The sequence below is a fragment of the Streptomyces xantholiticus genome, assembly GCF_014651015.1.
Taxonomy (GTDB): Bacteria; Actinomycetota; Actinomycetes; order Streptomycetales; family Streptomycetaceae; genus Streptomyces; species Streptomyces xantholiticus.
On sequence record NZ_BMWB01000023.1, the window covers coordinates 51495 to 65761 of the forward strand.

A 14267-nucleotide genomic window follows, 5' to 3' on the forward strand; every position below is an offset into this window, starting at 1 on the left:
GTCAGAGCCTCCGGGTGGCGAGCGTGAGCCGGTCGCGCGCGTCGAACAGCGCGTCCTTGATCATCTGTTCGTGCGCCGGCGTGAGCCGGGCCACCGGCACCGAGCAACTGATCGCGTCCCGGGCCGGCGTCCGGTACGGGACGGCGATGCCGAAGCAGCGCAGCCCGAGGGTGTTCTCCTCACGGTCCACGGCGTAGCCCCGCTCACGGACGAGGTGCAGCTCCTCGATGAGCTTCTCGCGGTCGGTGATGGTGTGCTCGGTCAGCGGCGCGAGCGTCTCCGGCAGCATCCTGCGCACCTGCTCGTCGCTGTACGTGGCGAGCAGCGCCTTGCCGAGCGATGTCGAGTACGCGGGCAGCCGCCGTCCCACGCGGGTGAAGGGGCGCAGATAGTGATGCGACTGCCGGGTCGCCAGATAGACCACGTTCGTGCCGTCGAGCCGCGCCAGGTGGATGGTCTCGGTGGTGTCGTCGGAGAGCCGGTCCAGCGTGGGCCTTGCGGCCGCCACGACCTCGTCGCCGTCGATGTACGACGTGCCGATGAGCAGGGCGCGCACCCCGATGCCGTACCTCGTACCCGTCGCGTCCGTCTCCACCCAGCCGAGCTCGACGAGCGTGCGCAGCAGCATGTACAGGCTGGACTTGGGGTAGCCGACGGCCTCCTGGACCGCGGCGAGCGAGTGCATCCCGGGCCGCCCGGCGAAGTACTCGAGCAACTCGACCGTCCGCACCGCGGACTTGACCTGTGCTCCACCGGAATCTGCGACTGGCATTGCTCTACGCCCCTTCCCGACCGCGCGCATGCCCGGAAACAGAGTCCCCAGCAATTCATCACCAGGAACACCGTTCAGAATACCGAACGAGCGGATGGGTGGCAGAGGACAGGAGGAAGCCGGCGGTTGCAGCACCACCAGTCTGGAGTGTCGAGGCCGAACCGGGAAGCGGCCTGAGCGGGTTGCGTGAAGGCCACGGCTGAGGGGGTCGATGCTCTGGTACGGGCGGCGGCCCTGGGCGACACCGCGCCCGGGGTGCTCCGGATGAGCGGATGCGGGAAACCTCCTGGCCGGCGTCGCCGCACGCACTGCCCTGCCCGACGTCGACGCCCCCTCACCCCGGCCCGGCCCGCGTCCTGGTCGACGCCTGGCCCACCGGCGTCGCCGTCGCCCCCGCTCAGCACCCCGGCGGCCCCTCCTCCACCTCCCTCGGCACCAGCGCCGTCGAACGCTCACTCCGCCCCGTCACCTACCAGGACACGCCCAGCCACTGCTCCCACCGGAGCTCCGCGACGACAACCCGCACGCACTTCCACGGCACGTCGACGGCCAACTGCAACACTGACCGTCATGGAACTGAAGCTGCCCGATCTCCCCTTCCCGCTGCGGGCATACGGTCCCGAGGCCGACTGGTCCTACGAGGACGGTGTGCTGACCGCCTGGGCCGGCCCCCGACAGGATCGTTTCGTCCCGCCGACCGGCCACTCCCTCGAACCGGCCTCCGACGCGCCCCGTCTGCTCGGCGCCCCGGAGGGCGATTTCCAGCTGATCGCCCGCGTCAAGGTCGGCTTCGCGGCCGCCTTCGACGCGGGCGTGCTGTATCTGCACGTCACCGAACAGGAGTGGGCCAAGCTCTGCCTGGAGCTCTCCCCGGACAGGCCCACCGTGTGCACGGTCGTCACCCGCGGCCACTCGGACGACGCCAACTCCTTCGTGGTGGACGGCGACAGCGTCTGGCTGCGGATCAGCCGTACCGGAAAGGCGTTCGCCTTCCACGCGTCCACGGACGGCGAGCGCTGGACCTTCGTCCGCATCTTCACGCTCGGCGACGAGGACCGGGCCGGCGCGGCGCTCGTCGGCTTCATGGCCCAGTCGCCGGTGGGCGAGGGCTGCGTGGTCTCCTTCGACCGCATCGAGTACCGCGACAGCTGGCCGGAAGGGCTGCGCGACGGCTCCTGACGACACCCGCCGGCCGGCGGCGTCGCAGGCCGGGCCCCTCGGGCGGGTGGCGTCATGCCGACGGCAGGACCGGTGGACGCCCCGTCGTCCAGACGGCCTCGACCGACATCCGCCTGAAGCGCCAGCCGTCGTCCGTGCGCCGCAGATCTGCCTCGTAGCGCCCGCCGACGGTGAACAGCGGGTCGGGGCCCTCGTGGTGGAGGTGCACCATCAGGGCGTTCCATGACGCGCGGGCCGTTCCGGACGCGGAGTCGACGTCGGTCAGCACGTCGGAGGCCATGTGCTGTGTACGGGCGAACCGCCCGACGGCCTCCTCGGTGCCCTGCACGGCCGCCGGGCCGTCGTACACGCCCACCGGGGCGATCATGCGGATGTCGCCGGTGAAGTAGCCGTCGGCCCAGCCGTCCGCGAACTTCCGTGCGTCAAGGGCGCGGAAGAGCCGGCTGACGAGCGTGGTGATCTCGATGTGATCCGTCTGTGGGGTCATGAGTACGAGCGTTCACCCTCAACTGCGCTTGAGGTCAAGGACAGTTGTTGCCGCCGATGCGCACGGGCCCGCAACCGCCGCTGCCCTTGCTACGTCTCCTCCCACATGATCCAGATCGCCGCCGCCGCCGACCTCGACGCCATCGCCGCCCTTCACGCGGAGGCCCGCGCCACGTACTACTGGGGCCACATCCCGGATGAGGCCTTCGACAGCCCGGCCGAGCACGCCCGCACCCGGACGGGCTGGGAGAACGCGATCGGGCGCGGCGCCGTCCTGTGCGCGATACGCGACGGGGCCGTCTGCGGGGTGGCCGCCTTCGGTGATCGCAAGGGCGTCATGACCCTTTCGCAGCTCCACGTCGCTCCGGGGCACTGGCGCTCGGGCGTCGGCAGCGAACTCCACGCCGCGGTCGTCGCGGCGTGGCAGCGCGACCAGGTGACCACCGCCCGCCTCGAGGTCTTCGAGAAGAACGAGCGCGCCCAGGCCTTCTACACCCACCACGGCTGGTACCCGGACCCGCAGGACCCGCACGCCGGCAATCACCTGATCCTCCGCTTCTCGGTCCCGTCCGCGGCGTAGGCGAGGGCCACCTTTGGCCGTCATGACCTGCACTCGCCGTACGCGGGGGCCGCCCACCACCGGGGATGTTTGTCCGCGCAGCACTGGCGGCGGGTGCGACGGACGCGTACCTCGCCGGTCCCGGCAGGGGCGGAATGAGCCGGGGGCGGTTCCTGTTGAGCTCTGTGCGGAGGCGCCCTCCGTGCCCCCGCCCGGTAGCCACCGCCATGGCACGACCCTGGAGTGATGAAGAAGCATGCGCGTCGAGATCTGGTCGGACATCGCCTGTCCCTGGTGCTACATCGGAAAGGCCCGCTTCGAGAAGGGACTCGAGGCCTTCGCGCACCGCGACGAGATCGAGGTCGTGCACCGTTCCTTCGAACTCGACCCGAACCGCGCAGGGCACGACACCACCCCGGTCGTCGACCTGCTTGCGAAGAAGTACGGCCGCACCCGCGAGGAGGCCCGCGCCATGGAGGAGCACGTCGCCTCCACCGCGCGCTCCGAGGGGCTGGAGTACCGCACCGAGGGCCGTGACCACGGGAACACCTTCGACATCCACCGGCTTCTGCACCTGGCCAAGGCACGCGGCCTCCAGGACGAGCTGCTCACCCTCGTCTATCGGGCGAACTTCGCCGAGGAGCGGTCGGTCTTCGATCCGGAGGTGCTCGTCGCGCTCGCGGCGGAGGCCGGGCTCGACGAGCAGGAGGCGCGCCGGGCCCTGGCCGACGAGGCCGCTTACGCGGACGACGTGCGGGCCGACGAGCGTGAGGCGGCCGAGCTGGGCGCCACCGGGGTGCCGTTCTTCGTGTTCGACCGGCGGTACGGGGTCTCCGGCGGGCAGCCCGCCGAGCTGTTCACTCAGGCGCTGGAGCAGGCCTGGCAGGGCCGCTCGGTAACGCCCCCCGGCGGCGCGGCCGCGTGCGACGCCGACGGAGCCTGCGAGGTCCCGGCCGCCGCCACCGAAGCAACGGTCCACTGATCGGCGCCTCTGAACGGTTCCGTGCAGCAAGGCGTGATTGACCCGGTGGGCCGTGCATCGCAGGGTGGTGCCATGGAGATCTCGAAGCCGCTGATCGACGCCGAGTTCGCGCCGCGCACGACGTATCTGAACACAGCGGTCAACGGCCTGCTGCCCCGCCGGTCGGTCCACGCCGTCAAGGCGCTCGCACAAGAGCTCGGCGAGGGGAGGCCGGGTGGCTCCGGCGACTACTCGGCCGTGACCGCGGCCCGCCGGTCCTTCGCCCGCCTCACAGGGGTGGACGAGGGGCGGGTCGCCATCGGCGGTTCGGTCTCCGTCCACGCCGGACTGATCGCGGCCTCGCTCCGGTCCGGTGCGGAAGTGCTGCTGCCCGAGGGGGAGTTCACCTCCCTCGTCACACCGTTCGCCGTCCGCGGCGACCTGAAGCTGCGCCAGGTCCCGCTCGACGAGCTCGCCGAGGCGGTCCGCCCCGGCACGGACCTGGTCGCTCTCTCTTCCGTGCAGTCCGCGGACGGCAGGGTCGCCGACCTGGTGGCCGTACGGGCGGCAGCGGCGGCCCACGGGGCCCGTACGCTCCTGGACGCCAGCCAGTCGGCGGGCTGGCTGCCACTGGACGCGGCAGCCTGGGACTTCACCGTCACGGCCGGCTACAAGTTCCTGCTCTGCCCGCGCGGCGTCTCCTTCCTGACCGTGACCGAGGAGGCTCAGGAGTCGCTGCCGCCCGCGCACGCCGGGACGTTCGCGGCCGAGCGGCCGGGGCAGGCCGACAGCATGTACGGTCCGATCACCGAGCTGGCCCGCTCCGCCCGCCGCTACGACGAGACCCCGGCCTATCTGCCGTACCACGCGGCCGAACAGTCGCTGGCGCTGCTGGAGGAGATCGGTATCCAGACCGTGCACGCCCACGACACCGCGCTGGCCGGGCGGTTCAGCGCCGGGCTCAGGCGGCACGGCCTCGAACCGGTGGCGGGCGAGTCGGCGATCGTGGCCGTCCCCGGCCTCGGTGACCGGGCGGAGGAACTGTGCCGGGCGGGGATCCTCGTCTCGGGACGCGCAGGCAATCTGCGCGTCACCTTCCACCTCTACAACTCGCCCGCGGACGTCGAGCGGGCGCTGGACTTCCTCGTGGGCTGAGCGTGCGGAAGGGGGAGCGGATGGACCAGGGGTGGGCGGCCGTCGTGGCCGGCGGGCCGGGCTCATGGTCCCCGTCGTGGGCGGGTTCTTCACCGTGCTGCCGGGCGGGGTGCCCGCCCCGCTCAGGGGCCTGTGAAGCAAGGCCTTTCGGCATGACGGACCCTTTCGGCATGACGGACGTGCCGAAGAGGCCACGCGTAAGAGGCCGTTCTCCCAGAGACCGGCCCCTTCCGCGTGCCAGGACGGGCTAGCGCACCGGCGTGAAGTCCCGCGCCCCGATGAACTCGGGCCGCGGCACCGGCGCCGCGAACGGCTCGACCGCCGCGTTCTCCACGCTGTTGAAGACGATGAAGACGTTGCTGCGCGGATACGGGGTGATGTTGTCACCCGAGCCGTGCATGCAGTTGCAGTCGAACCAGGTCGCGGACCCGGCCCTGCCGGTGAAGAGCCGGATGCCGTGGTCGTCGGCGAAACGCGTCAGCGCCTCGTCGGACGGCGTGCCGGCGTCCTGCATCTGCAGCGACTTCTTGTAGTTGTCCTTCGGCGTCTCGCCCGCGCAGCCCAGGAACGTCTTGTGCGACCCCGGCATGATCATCAGACCGCCATTGGTGTCGAAGTTCTGGGTCAGCGCGATCGAGACGGAGACGGTGCGCATGTTCGGCAGACCGTCCTCGGCGTGCCACGTCTCGAAGTCCGAGTGCCAGTAGAAGCCCGAGGCGCCGAAGCCCGGCTTCACATTGATACGGGACTGGTGGACGTACACGTCGGAGCCGAGGATCTGACGTGCTCTGCCCACCACCCGCTCGTCGCGAACCAGCGAGGCGAAGACCTCGCTGATCTTGTGGACCTCGAAGACCGACCGCACGTCCTGCGACTTCGGCTCGATGATCGAGCGCTCGTCGGCGCGCACCATCGGGTCGCTGATCAGCCGCTCCAGCTCGGAGTGGTAGCGAGCGACCTCGTCGTCACCGATCAGCTGGTCGACGGTGAGGAAGCCGTCCCTCTCGAAGCCCATCAGGTCGGCCGTGTCGATCGGCCCCAGCGAGCCGGGCGCGGACCAGACGACCGGGTCCTTGCGGGGGGTCAGCACCTCGGAGGCGCCACGGGTCGGGTACAGGTCGGTGCGTGCGGGTGCGGTGGTCATTTGCTCAGCCCTCCTCGGTCAGCAGCGGGTAGACACCGTTCTCGTCATGGTCCTCCCGTCCGGTGACGGGGGGATTGAAGACGCAGACCACGCGGAAGTCGGTCTTGGGTCGCAGCGTGTGCTTCTCGTGCCCGTCCAGCAGGTACATCGTGCCGGGCTCGATCCAGTGGGTCTCGCCCGTCTCGTCGTTGGTGAGCTCGGCCTCGCCCTCGACGCAGAGCACGGCCTCGATGTGGTTCGCGTACCACATCGACGTCTCCGTGCCCGCGTACAGCACGGTCTCGTGCAGCGAGAAGCCGACCTTCTCCTTGGCGAGCACGATGCGCTTGCTCTCCCAGGTGCCGGAAGCGGACTTCACATGGCGCTCGGTGTTCTCGATGTCCTTGAACGATCGGACGATCACAGTGGTTCTTTACCTTTCGGTGGCAGGTGGTCAGGCGGTCTCGCGGACGGCGCGCGCCACGATGCGCAGACCCTGGTCCAACTCGTCGGAGGAGATGGTCAGCGGCGGCAGCAGCTTCACGACCTCGCTCTCCGGTCCCGAGGTCTCCAGCAGTAGTCCGAGCTCGAAGGCGCGGGCGCAGACGGCGGACGCACGCGGCTTGTCGTCGAACTCCATGCCCCAGACCAGGCCACGGCCGCGGAAGCTCACGCCCTCGCCGCCCATCTCGTCGACGATCGCGAGCAGCGCGCGCTCGACCTGCTCACCGCGGGCGATGGTCTGCTTCTCCATCTGGCCGTCGGCCCAGTACGTGTTGAGCGCGGCGGCGGCCGTCACGAACGCCGGGTTGTTGCCTCGGAAGGTGCCGTTGTGCTCGCCCGGCTCCCAGATGTCCAGCTCCGGCTTGAACAGCGTGAGCGCCAGCGGCAGGCCGTAGCCGCTGATGGACTTGGAGACGGTGACGATGTCCGGCACGATGCCGGCCTCCTCGAAGGAGAAGAAGCCACCGGTGCGGCCGCAGCCCATCTGGATGTCGTCGACGATCAGCAGCATGTCCTGGCGGTGGCACAGCTCCTGCAGCGCGCGCAGCCACTCGGCGCGGGCCACGTTGATGCCGCCCTCGCCCTGGACCGTCTCGACGATCACGGCGGCGGGCTTGTTGAGGCCGGAACCCTGGTCCTCGAGCAGCCGCTCGAACCAGAGGAAGTCCGGCACCTGGCCGTCGAAGTAGTTGTCGAACGGCATCGGCGTGCCGTGCACCAGCGGGATGCCGGCGCCGGCCCGCTTGAAGGCGTTGCCGGTGACGGCGAGCGAGCCGAGCGACATGCCGTGGAAGGCGTTGGTGAACGAGACGATCGCCTCGCGCCCCTTGACCTTGCGGGCCAGCTTCAGCGCCGCCTCGACGGCGTTGGTGCCCGTCGGGCCCGGGAACATGACCTTGTACGGCAGGTCACGCGGCCGCAGGATCACGTTCTGGAACGACTCCAGGAACGCACGTTTGGCGGTGGTGGCCATGTCCAGGCCGTGGGTGATGCCGTCACGCTCGATGTAGTCGATCAGGGCGCGTTTCAGCACCGGGTTGTTGTGCCCGTAGTTGAGCGATCCGGCGCCGGCGAAGAAGTCGAGGTAGGTGTGGCCGTCCTCGTCGTGGAGGTGGCTGCCCTGCGCGCGGTCGAACACGGCGGGCCAGCCGCGGCAGTAGCTGCGCACCTCGGACTCGAGGGTCTCGAAGACGCTCAGGGCGGGCGGGGTGATGGTCACAGCGAACTCCAGGGAGTGGGGGTCGGGCGCGAGAGGTCAGGGATCACACGGCCCGTGCGGCACGGCGTGCCGGCACGCGGCTCGCGGTACGCGTCACGCGGCAACGGGGCCGATGCGGTACAGCACTTCCGGCTCGTGCGTTCCCTCGGGGAACAGCCCGCCGTCGAAGAGGACCTCGCGGCTGAGGGATGCTCCATGGCGCTTGGCGTAGGAGGTGAACAGGGCGTCGGAGGCGGTGTTGTCCGGGGTGATGGTGGTCTCGATCTCGCGGACCCCGTGTCCGCCGGTGACCTTGGCGGTCAGTGCGTCCAGCAGGACGCCGGCCAGCCCCCGGCCGCGGTGCGCACGGTCGACGGCCACCTGCCAGACGACGAGCGCCTCTGGGCGGTCGGGGCGTACGTATCCGGTGACGAAGGCGATGGGTTCGCCGTCACGGCCGCGGGCCACGACAGATGTGGCTGCGAAGTCGCGACACCACAGCAGGTAGCTGTACGAGGAGTTGAGGTCCAGGACCTCGGAGTCGCGGGCGATGCGCCAGATCGCGGCTCCGTCCTCCACTCGTGGGGTGCCGATCTCCAGGAATTCGTCTCGGGCTCGTACAAGGTCTTCTTGTGCGGCGGTCATGTCGATTCAATTTACCGAGCAAATTCCGAGATTGCATCGGGCCAGGGGGTTGGGTGGCGAGAGCCGTTGTGTTATCGCGCGGGCGCGAGCTCGACGCCGATCACCGCGCGATCGCGCGTATATGCCCGAATATATCCGGGCAAAGCGCCCTCTCTGTGGTGTCGGTCACATGTCGGTAACCCGGTTGACACATGATCGAACCGCCCCGCGAACTGATATGAATCCGCACGTTTAGCCGTGGCGATCGGGGGCAGCAGAATGCGGGGAGCTATTTACTGGAATTTGCTCCCCGTATTTATGTGCGATGCTCTGGGCCGCTATGAAATGCGCGTTTTTCGAAAAGCGGTCGGGACCAGTCACTTCCAGCTCTCGCCGGCTGCCCGGTGTGCGGCCTCGAGGTCCACCGCCCTGCCGTGCCCGGACAGGTGCACCGCCCAGGCCGCCGGCGAGGACCGCACGACGCCCGGGTCGCGTCCACGCCGTAGTGGTGGACCCGGTCTCCGCGGCCACGGCACCGCCCCCGGCGATCAACGGCAGCGACGGGTCGGTGGCCAGGCCTTCGCCACCAGGTCGCGGGCGTCCACTCCGGCCGGGGCGCGCGGCGTCGTCGCCACCGGGGCCGCGTCCCGCGCCGCGTGCGCCGGTGACCACGTTCAGCGCCGTCGAACCGGGGTGCGCGCTGCCGCGGATGCAGCCCTTTAGGGGCAGCAGCGCCTCGCCCTGCATGATGTTTCCAGGCGGTGTTCGGACAGTGTTCGGGCTCTCGCCCGGGACTACCGAGGGCCTCGTACAGTTCCTGACATGAGCGATCACACGGTGCTGCATGTGAAGGGGCGGGTGCTCGTCGGGCCCGAGGAGGTGCGGGACGAGGTGTGGGCGGTGGACGGCCGGATCACCTTCGAGCGTCCACGTGCCGAGGCGGTCACCGTGCACGGCTGGGCGCTGCCCGGACTGGTCGACGCCCACTGCCACGTCGGTCTCGACCGGCACGGCCCGGTCGACCCCGCGACCAGCGAGAAGCAGGCTCTCACCGACCGGGAGGCGGGCACGCTGCTGATCCGGGACGCGGGATCGCCGTCCGACACCCGCTGGATCGACGACCGTGAGGATCTGCCCAAGATCATCCGGGCGGGCCGGCACATCGCCCGCACCCGCCGCTACATCCGCAACTACGCCCACGAGATCGAGCCCGAGGACCTGGTGGCCTACGTGGCGCAGGAGGCCCGGCGCGGCGACGGCTGGGTCAAGCTCGTCGGCGACTGGATCGACCGCGACGCCGGCGACCTGACCGCCTGCTGGCCGCGCGGCGTCGTGGAGGCGGCCATCGCGGAGGCGCACCGCCTCGGCGCCCGGGTGACGGCGCACTGCTTCGCGGAGGATTCGCTGCGCGACCTCGTCGAGTCCGGCATCGACTGCATCGAGCACGCGACCGGCCTCACCGAGGAGACCGTCCCGCTCTTCGCGGAGCGGGGCGTCGCCATCGTCCCGACCCTGGTCAACATCGCCACCTTCCCCTCCCTCGCAGCGGGCGGAGAGTCCAGGTTCCCCGCCTGGTCTGCCCATATGCGCCGCCTGTACGAGCGCCGCTACGACACCGTGCGCGCGGCCTACGACGCCGGTGTCCCGGTCTTCGTCGGCACGGACGCGGGCGGCTCCCTGGCGCACGGGCTGGTGGCCGCGGAGGTCGCCGAACTCGTGAAGGCCGGCATTCCGCCGCTCCAGGCGCTGTCGGCGACCACTTGGGGGGCCAGGAGCTGGCTGGGGCGCCCGGCGCTCGAGGAGGGCGCTCCGGCCGACCTGGTGGTCTACGACGAGGACCCGCGGGCCGATGTGCGTGTGCTCGCCGCACCGCGCCGGGTGATCCTGAACGGGCGGGTCATCGACTGACGGGGCGGCGATGCCGCCGGGTTGACCGAGCGTGACCCGGCGCCCGTTCCCGTCGTTGAAGCACTTCACGCGCGCCGCCTCCGGTGACCGGCGCGCCACTCCTGAGGCCGTGACGGGAGGGGTGCAGAGGAACGCCTGTGCCTCGGTAATCGAATGCGAGCTCAGAAACCCCACTTTGGAGTGAACTCGCTTCAGGTGTCTGTCAGTTCACTCTCCGTGCGTAAAGATTTCGGTGTCTGGTCGCCGCCGTCCACGTGTCCCCATGGGACGGCGGGCGACGCCATGTCTCTGTGGGGGTTTCACCACCGTGAACAGCAACACCTTCCGCATGCCCGCACGCAAGGCCGCCGCCGTGACGGCCGCCGTCGCACTGGCCGCTGTGCCCGTGGCACTCGCCGCCCCCGCCCACGCCACCGGCGGCGAGGGCAGGGCCTCCGCGGTCGTGCTCCGCACCGGCCTGGACGTCTCCCTGCTCGACAAGACCGCGCAGGTGCCGCTGAGGACCACCCTCAACGAGGTACGGGCGCCCGGGAGCGCCGAGAAGACCGCGCTGAGCGTCGAGTTGGACGGCGTCGACGGGGACAGGCCCGTCCAGCTTCTGCGCGCCGACGTGGCCACGGCCAGGGCCACGGTGGAGGACGGCAGGGCCGAGGCGCACAGCAACCTGGTCAACGCCAGGATCCATGTGCCCGGCCTGCCGCTGCTGTCGCTGATCGAGGTGGAGCAGGTCACCTCCAAGGCCGTCTGCGAGGCAGGCGCCCGGCCCGTCGCCGAATCGAACGTCCTCGGCAGGGTCAAGGTCCTCGGCAAGAAGGTCGAGCTCAGCGCGGGCGGGCCGACCCGCGTCGAGGTGCCGGGCGTGGGCGAGGTGAGCCTCGAGCTGTCGAGGACGCACACGACCTCCCGTACGGCCGCCGCGACAGCGCTACAGCTCAAGGTCGCCGTCGACCCTCTGAAGCTGAACGTCGCCGAGGTCGGGGGCGAGGTCACGCTCGCGGAGGCGACCTGCGAAACCACCGACGCACCGAAGGCGCCCGTAAAGCCCGCCGAGCCCGCACCCCCCGCGGACGAGGAGCCGGCCGGGAAGCCGGCCGACGAAGGCATCTCCGCCCAGTCCGGTGAGGAGCCCGCCCAGGACAACCTCGCGGAGACCGGCGGGAGTTCCACGACGCCCTACCTCGCCGGCGGCGCGGCCGTCCTTCTCGCCGCCGGTGCCGCGGCGACCTTCCTCGCCCGCCGCCGGTCCAGGGGCTGACGGCCGGCGCGGTGACCGGGCCCCTCAGGAGGGGAGGGGCCCGGTCGTGCGTTGCGGCGTGCGTTCAGTGACCGACCATCGCCAGCGCCTGGTCGAGCGCCTGCAGAAAGCGGTTGGTCGTCGCCCGGTCGCGTACCGCCAGCCGCATCCAGTCGTCGTCGAGTCCGGGGAAGGTGTCCCCGCGCCGGGCCGCGAACCCGAGCAGCCGCAGCCGCTCCCGTACCTGAGCCGCACGCCGCACCCGTACGAGGACGAACGGGCCCTCGGCCGGTTCCACCGCCCTCACCTCGTCGAACTCGGCCAGCCCCGCCAGCAGATGCGCCCGGTCCGCCGCGATGCGGCGCGCGGCCGCCTCCGCCTCCGCCAGCGCCGCCGCGCCCATGCAGGCCTCGGCCGCGACCAGCGCCGGCGTGGACACAGGCCACAACGGCTGTGCCCGCTCCAGCGCCGCGATCGTCTCCGGTTCGGCGAGTACATAGCCGATGCGCAGACCCGCGAGCCCCCACGTCTTGGTGAGGCTGCGCAGCACCACCAGCCCGGGGACGTCGGTGCGCCCCGCCAGGGCCTCACCCTCGCCCGGCACCGCGTCCATGAACGCCTCGTCCACCACCAGCAGCCGTCCCGGCCGCGCCAGCAGGGCGACGTCCTCGGCCGGGTGCAGCACCGACGTCGGGTTGGTCGGATTGCCGATCACGACCATGTCCGCTTCGTCCGGTACGGCCTTCGGGTCGAGCCGGAAGCCCTCCTCCTCGTGCAACAGCAGCCGATGCACGCGGTGGCCGGCGTCCCGCAGTGCCGCCTCCGGCTCGGTGAACTGCGGGTGCACGACGAGCGGTCGCCGCACCGGAAGAGCCCGCGCCAGCAGCACGAACGCCTCCGCCGCCCCCGCCGTCAGCAGCACCCGCTCCTCCGGCAGCCCGTGCCGGCGGGCGACGGCGGCACGGGCCGCCCGGCCGTCCGGGTAAGCGGCGAGCGAGCCGAGCGATGCGGTGATGCGCTCGCGCAGCCAGCTCGGTGGCGTCCCGGTACGGACGTTGACCGCGAGATCGATCAGGTCCGCGGCCCCGTCCCGCACCTCCGCGTCGCCGTGGTGCCGTAGATCGTGCCCGCCGAAGCACTGCCCCGGTTCCTCCGGGCGCTCGGGATGCTCAGCGCGCGCGTACATGGCAGCCGTGTCGTGGTCGGGGAGATCTGATCACGGAAGTCTCCTGGGTGTGGGGGGAAATGTGAGGGTTCGAACGGTATGAAGGTTCGAACGACGGGTGAACATACGCACGAAGGCCATCATGTCGCCTGCGGCCGGATCTCGGCAGTGGTCCGAGACGTATGCGACACCCGGCGGGCGATCGCACACGTCGCACCCGGCGGCCGGCCCACCGGCGCCGACCGCCGCTTGGGCACGAGCAGTTCGCCGCCGTCCGCCAGCGCCGCGGCCTCCGCGACCGACCCGGTCCCGACCGCACGCAGGGCCGCCGGGGACGGGTTCTCCACCGGCACCCGCGCCAAACGCTCGGCGCCGTACGTCACCAGGGGAACGCCCAGCCGCTCGGCCGTCCCGATGACCCCCGGCTCCGCCGCCTTCGTGTCGACGGTCGCCAACGCCACCACGCCGTCCACCGAAAGCCCCGCTTCGCGCAGCGTCCGGACGACCAGCTGATGCACCTCGTCGACGGGCACACCGCGCGATGCGCCGACGCCGACGACCAGGCTCATGGTCTCGGTCATGCGGCGGCTCCTTCGGGCAGTGGTCGGCGGGTCAACCGGGTGAATCGTCGGCTACCGGGATGTGCGAGAAGATCCCGGGATCGGCTAGCAAGGGCGCATGGCGGTGATCGTCGCGCTCGGCGCGTTCCTGATGACGCTCGCGGGAGGCTGGACGGCCGGTCGCGTCACCGACCGCCGGCACCTCGTGCTGGGACTGGCCGGCGGACTGATGCTCGGCGTCGTCGGACTGGAACTGCTTCCGGAGGCGCTGGAGGCCGCGGGCGGACCGGTCCTGGGCGTACCGCAGGCACTGCTGTTGTTCGTCGGCGGCTTTCTCGTGGCCCACATGGTGGAACGGCTGCTGGCCGTACGGCAGGCGGCACACGGCGCGGACCACCGGGTGCCGCAGGTGGGGCTGACGGCGGCCGCGGCCATGGTCGCCCACAGCCTGATGGACGGCATCGCGCTCGGCGCCGCGTTCCAGGTCGGCGGCGGGATGGGAGCAGCCGTGGCACTCGCCGTCGTCACGCACGACTTCGCCGACGGGTTCAACACGTACACGATCACCAGCCTGTACGGGAACCCCCGCCGCAAGGCGAACATGATGCTTGTCGCCGACGCGGCAGCGCCCGTCGTCGGCGCGGCGTCGACCGTGCTGTTCACTCTTCCTGAGGATCTTCTGGGAAGCTATCTCGGCTTCTTCGGCGGTGCGCTCCTCTACCTCGCCGCCGCCGAGATCCTCCCCGAGGCGCACCACGAACACCCCGCCCGCTCCACCCTGCTGTGCACCGTCGGGGGAGTGGGCTTCATCTGGCTGGTCGTCGGCATCGCCGAATGAG

The 14267-nt window shown here is 70.9% G+C and carries 14 protein-coding genes and 3 pseudogenes; 8 read left to right on the forward strand and 9 right to left on the reverse strand.

Annotation, left to right across the window (positions count from 1 at the left end; translation table 11 throughout):
- Window position 1 precedes the first annotated feature (1 nt).
- Entirely contained in the window at window positions 2-772 is a 771-nt protein-coding gene (locus IE198_RS27325; RefSeq protein ID WP_189891228.1) for an IclR family transcriptional regulator, read from the reverse strand.
- Between the two features lie 338 nt (window positions 773-1110).
- On the opposite strand from IE198_RS27325, the pseudogene IE198_RS35605 reads away from it, so the two are divergent.
- Together IE198_RS35605 and IE198_RS27330 are read left to right on the forward strand one after the other, a co-directional pair.
- Window positions 1111-1337: pseudogene (locus IE198_RS35605) on the forward strand (aldehyde dehydrogenase (NADP(+))); the annotation flags it as partial.
- Between the two features lie 5 nt (window positions 1338-1342).
- Entirely contained in the window at window positions 1343-1951 is a 609-nt protein-coding gene (locus tag IE198_RS27330) for a DUF1349 domain-containing protein (protein WP_189891230.1), read from the forward strand.
- A gap of 52 nt (window positions 1952-2003) precedes the next feature.
- Here IE198_RS27330 and IE198_RS27335 read toward each other — a convergent pair whose 3' ends face one another.
- The gene (locus tag IE198_RS27335) at window positions 2004-2438 is read right to left on the reverse strand and encodes a nuclear transport factor 2 family protein (RefSeq protein WP_189891232.1); all 435 of its coding nucleotides are present in this window, start codon (window positions 2436-2438) and stop codon (window positions 2004-2006) included.
- A 105-nt stretch (window positions 2439-2543) separates the two neighbouring features.
- On the opposite strand from IE198_RS27335, the gene IE198_RS27340 reads away from it, so the two are divergent.
- The 3 genes from IE198_RS27340 to IE198_RS27350 all read left to right on the forward strand — a co-directional run bounded on the left by IE198_RS27340 (window position 2544) and on the right by IE198_RS27350 (window position 5112).
- Window positions 2544-3017: a GNAT family N-acetyltransferase gene (locus IE198_RS27340; RefSeq protein WP_189891234.1), complete on the forward strand. Its 474-nt coding sequence runs from the start codon at window positions 2544-2546 to the stop codon at window positions 3015-3017.
- 235 nt (window positions 3018-3252) lie between these two features.
- The gene (locus tag IE198_RS27345) at window positions 3253-3978 is read left to right on the forward strand and encodes a DsbA family oxidoreductase (RefSeq protein WP_189891236.1); all 726 of its coding nucleotides are present in this window, start codon (window positions 3253-3255) and stop codon (window positions 3976-3978) included.
- A gap of 72 nt (window positions 3979-4050) precedes the next feature.
- Window positions 4051-5112, forward strand: coding sequence for an aminotransferase class V-fold PLP-dependent enzyme (locus IE198_RS27350; RefSeq protein ID WP_189891238.1), 1062 nt, complete (start codon window positions 4051-4053; stop codon window positions 5110-5112).
- 247 nt (window positions 5113-5359) lie between these two features.
- Here the strand turns inward: IE198_RS27350 and thpD are convergent, their stop codons facing one another.
- From thpD to IE198_RS35610, 5 genes and pseudogenes are all read right to left on the reverse strand, one after another.
- A complete protein-coding gene (gene thpD / locus IE198_RS27355) occupies window positions 5360-6256 on the reverse strand; it encodes an ectoine hydroxylase (RefSeq protein WP_189891240.1) in 897 nt (298 codons plus the stop codon).
- A gap of 4 nt (window positions 6257-6260) precedes the next feature.
- Window positions 6261-6659 carry an ectoine synthase gene (locus IE198_RS27360; RefSeq protein ID WP_100106535.1) on the reverse strand — a complete coding sequence of 133 codons (399 nt, stop codon included), beginning with the start codon at window positions 6657-6659 and terminating at the stop codon, window positions 6261-6263.
- A 30-nt stretch (window positions 6660-6689) separates the two neighbouring features.
- Window positions 6690-7958 carry a diaminobutyrate--2-oxoglutarate transaminase gene (gene ectB, locus IE198_RS27365; RefSeq protein WP_189891243.1) on the reverse strand — a complete coding sequence of 423 codons (1269 nt, stop codon included), beginning with the start codon at window positions 7956-7958 and terminating at the stop codon, window positions 6690-6692.
- A gap of 93 nt (window positions 7959-8051) precedes the next feature.
- Window positions 8052-8582, reverse strand: a complete 531-nt coding sequence (gene ectA, locus IE198_RS27370; protein ID WP_189891245.1) for a diaminobutyrate acetyltransferase — start codon at window positions 8580-8582, stop codon at window positions 8052-8054.
- A 356-nt stretch (window positions 8583-8938) separates the two neighbouring features.
- A pseudogene (locus tag IE198_RS35610) lies at window positions 8939-9220 on the reverse strand (alanine--glyoxylate aminotransferase family protein); the annotation flags it as partial.
- A 163-nt stretch (window positions 9221-9383) separates the two neighbouring features.
- On the opposite strand from IE198_RS35610, the gene IE198_RS27375 reads away from it, so the two are divergent.
- Together IE198_RS27375 and IE198_RS27380 are read left to right on the forward strand one after the other, a co-directional pair.
- Window positions 9384-10469 (forward strand): amidohydrolase family protein, encoded by a 1086-nt coding sequence (locus tag IE198_RS27375; protein ID WP_189891247.1) that lies wholly within the window; start codon window positions 9384-9386, stop codon window positions 10467-10469.
- A 307-nt stretch (window positions 10470-10776) separates the two neighbouring features.
- Window positions 10777-11724 (forward strand): SCO1860 family LAETG-anchored protein, encoded by a 948-nt coding sequence (locus IE198_RS27380; protein WP_308426864.1) that lies wholly within the window; start codon window positions 10777-10779, stop codon window positions 11722-11724.
- A gap of 64 nt (window positions 11725-11788) precedes the next feature.
- Here the strand turns inward: IE198_RS27380 and cobC are convergent, their stop codons facing one another.
- Both cobC and IE198_RS27390 read right to left on the reverse strand, forming a co-directional pair.
- Window positions 11789-12889: an Rv2231c family histidinol phosphate aminotransferase CobC gene (gene cobC, locus IE198_RS27385; RefSeq protein WP_189891252.1), complete on the reverse strand. Its 1101-nt coding sequence runs from the start codon at window positions 12887-12889 to the stop codon at window positions 11789-11791.
- A 170-nt stretch (window positions 12890-13059) separates the two neighbouring features.
- Window positions 13060-13434: pseudogene (locus tag IE198_RS27390) on the reverse strand (cobalamin biosynthesis protein); the annotation flags it as partial.
- Window positions 13435-13546: 112 nt separating this feature from the next.
- On the opposite strand from IE198_RS27390, the gene IE198_RS27395 reads away from it, so the two are divergent.
- Window positions 13547-14266: a ZIP family metal transporter gene (locus tag IE198_RS27395; protein WP_189891257.1), complete on the forward strand. Its 720-nt coding sequence runs from the start codon at window positions 13547-13549 to the stop codon at window positions 14264-14266.
- The last annotated feature ends 1 nt before the right edge of the window (window position 14267 follow it).

Bases quoted from the DNA above. Each gene is read 5' to 3' on its own strand.
- ectA (WP_189891245.1), bottom strand. From the start codon at position 8,582: ATGACCGCCGCACAAGAAGACCTTGTACGAGCCCGAGACGAATTCCTG.
- IE198_RS27335 (WP_189891232.1), bottom strand. From the start codon at position 2,438: ATGACCCCACAGACGGATCACATCGAGATCACCACGCTCGTCAGCCGG.
- IE198_RS27340 (WP_189891234.1), top strand. From the start codon at position 2,544: ATGATCCAGATCGCCGCCGCCGCCGACCTCGACGCCATCGCCGCCCTT.
- IE198_RS27345 (WP_189891236.1), top strand. From the start codon at position 3,253: ATGCGCGTCGAGATCTGGTCGGACATCGCCTGTCCCTGGTGCTACATC.
- cobC (WP_189891252.1), bottom strand. From the start codon at position 12,889: ATGTACGCGCGCGCTGAGCATCCCGAGCGCCCGGAGGAACCGGGGCAG.
- IE198_RS27325 (WP_189891228.1), bottom strand. From the start codon at position 772: ATGCCAGTCGCAGATTCCGGTGGAGCACAGGTCAAGTCCGCGGTGCGG.
- IE198_RS27350 (WP_189891238.1), top strand. From the start codon at position 4,051: ATGGAGATCTCGAAGCCGCTGATCGACGCCGAGTTCGCGCCGCGCACG.
- IE198_RS27395 (WP_189891257.1), top strand. From the start codon at position 13,547: ATGGCGGTGATCGTCGCGCTCGGCGCGTTCCTGATGACGCTCGCGGGA.
- thpD (WP_189891240.1), bottom strand. From the start codon at position 6,256: ATGACCACCGCACCCGCACGCACCGACCTGTACCCGACCCGTGGCGCC.
- IE198_RS27330 (WP_189891230.1), top strand. From the start codon at position 1,343: ATGGAACTGAAGCTGCCCGATCTCCCCTTCCCGCTGCGGGCATACGGT.
- IE198_RS27375 (WP_189891247.1), top strand. From the start codon at position 9,384: ATGAGCGATCACACGGTGCTGCATGTGAAGGGGCGGGTGCTCGTCGGG.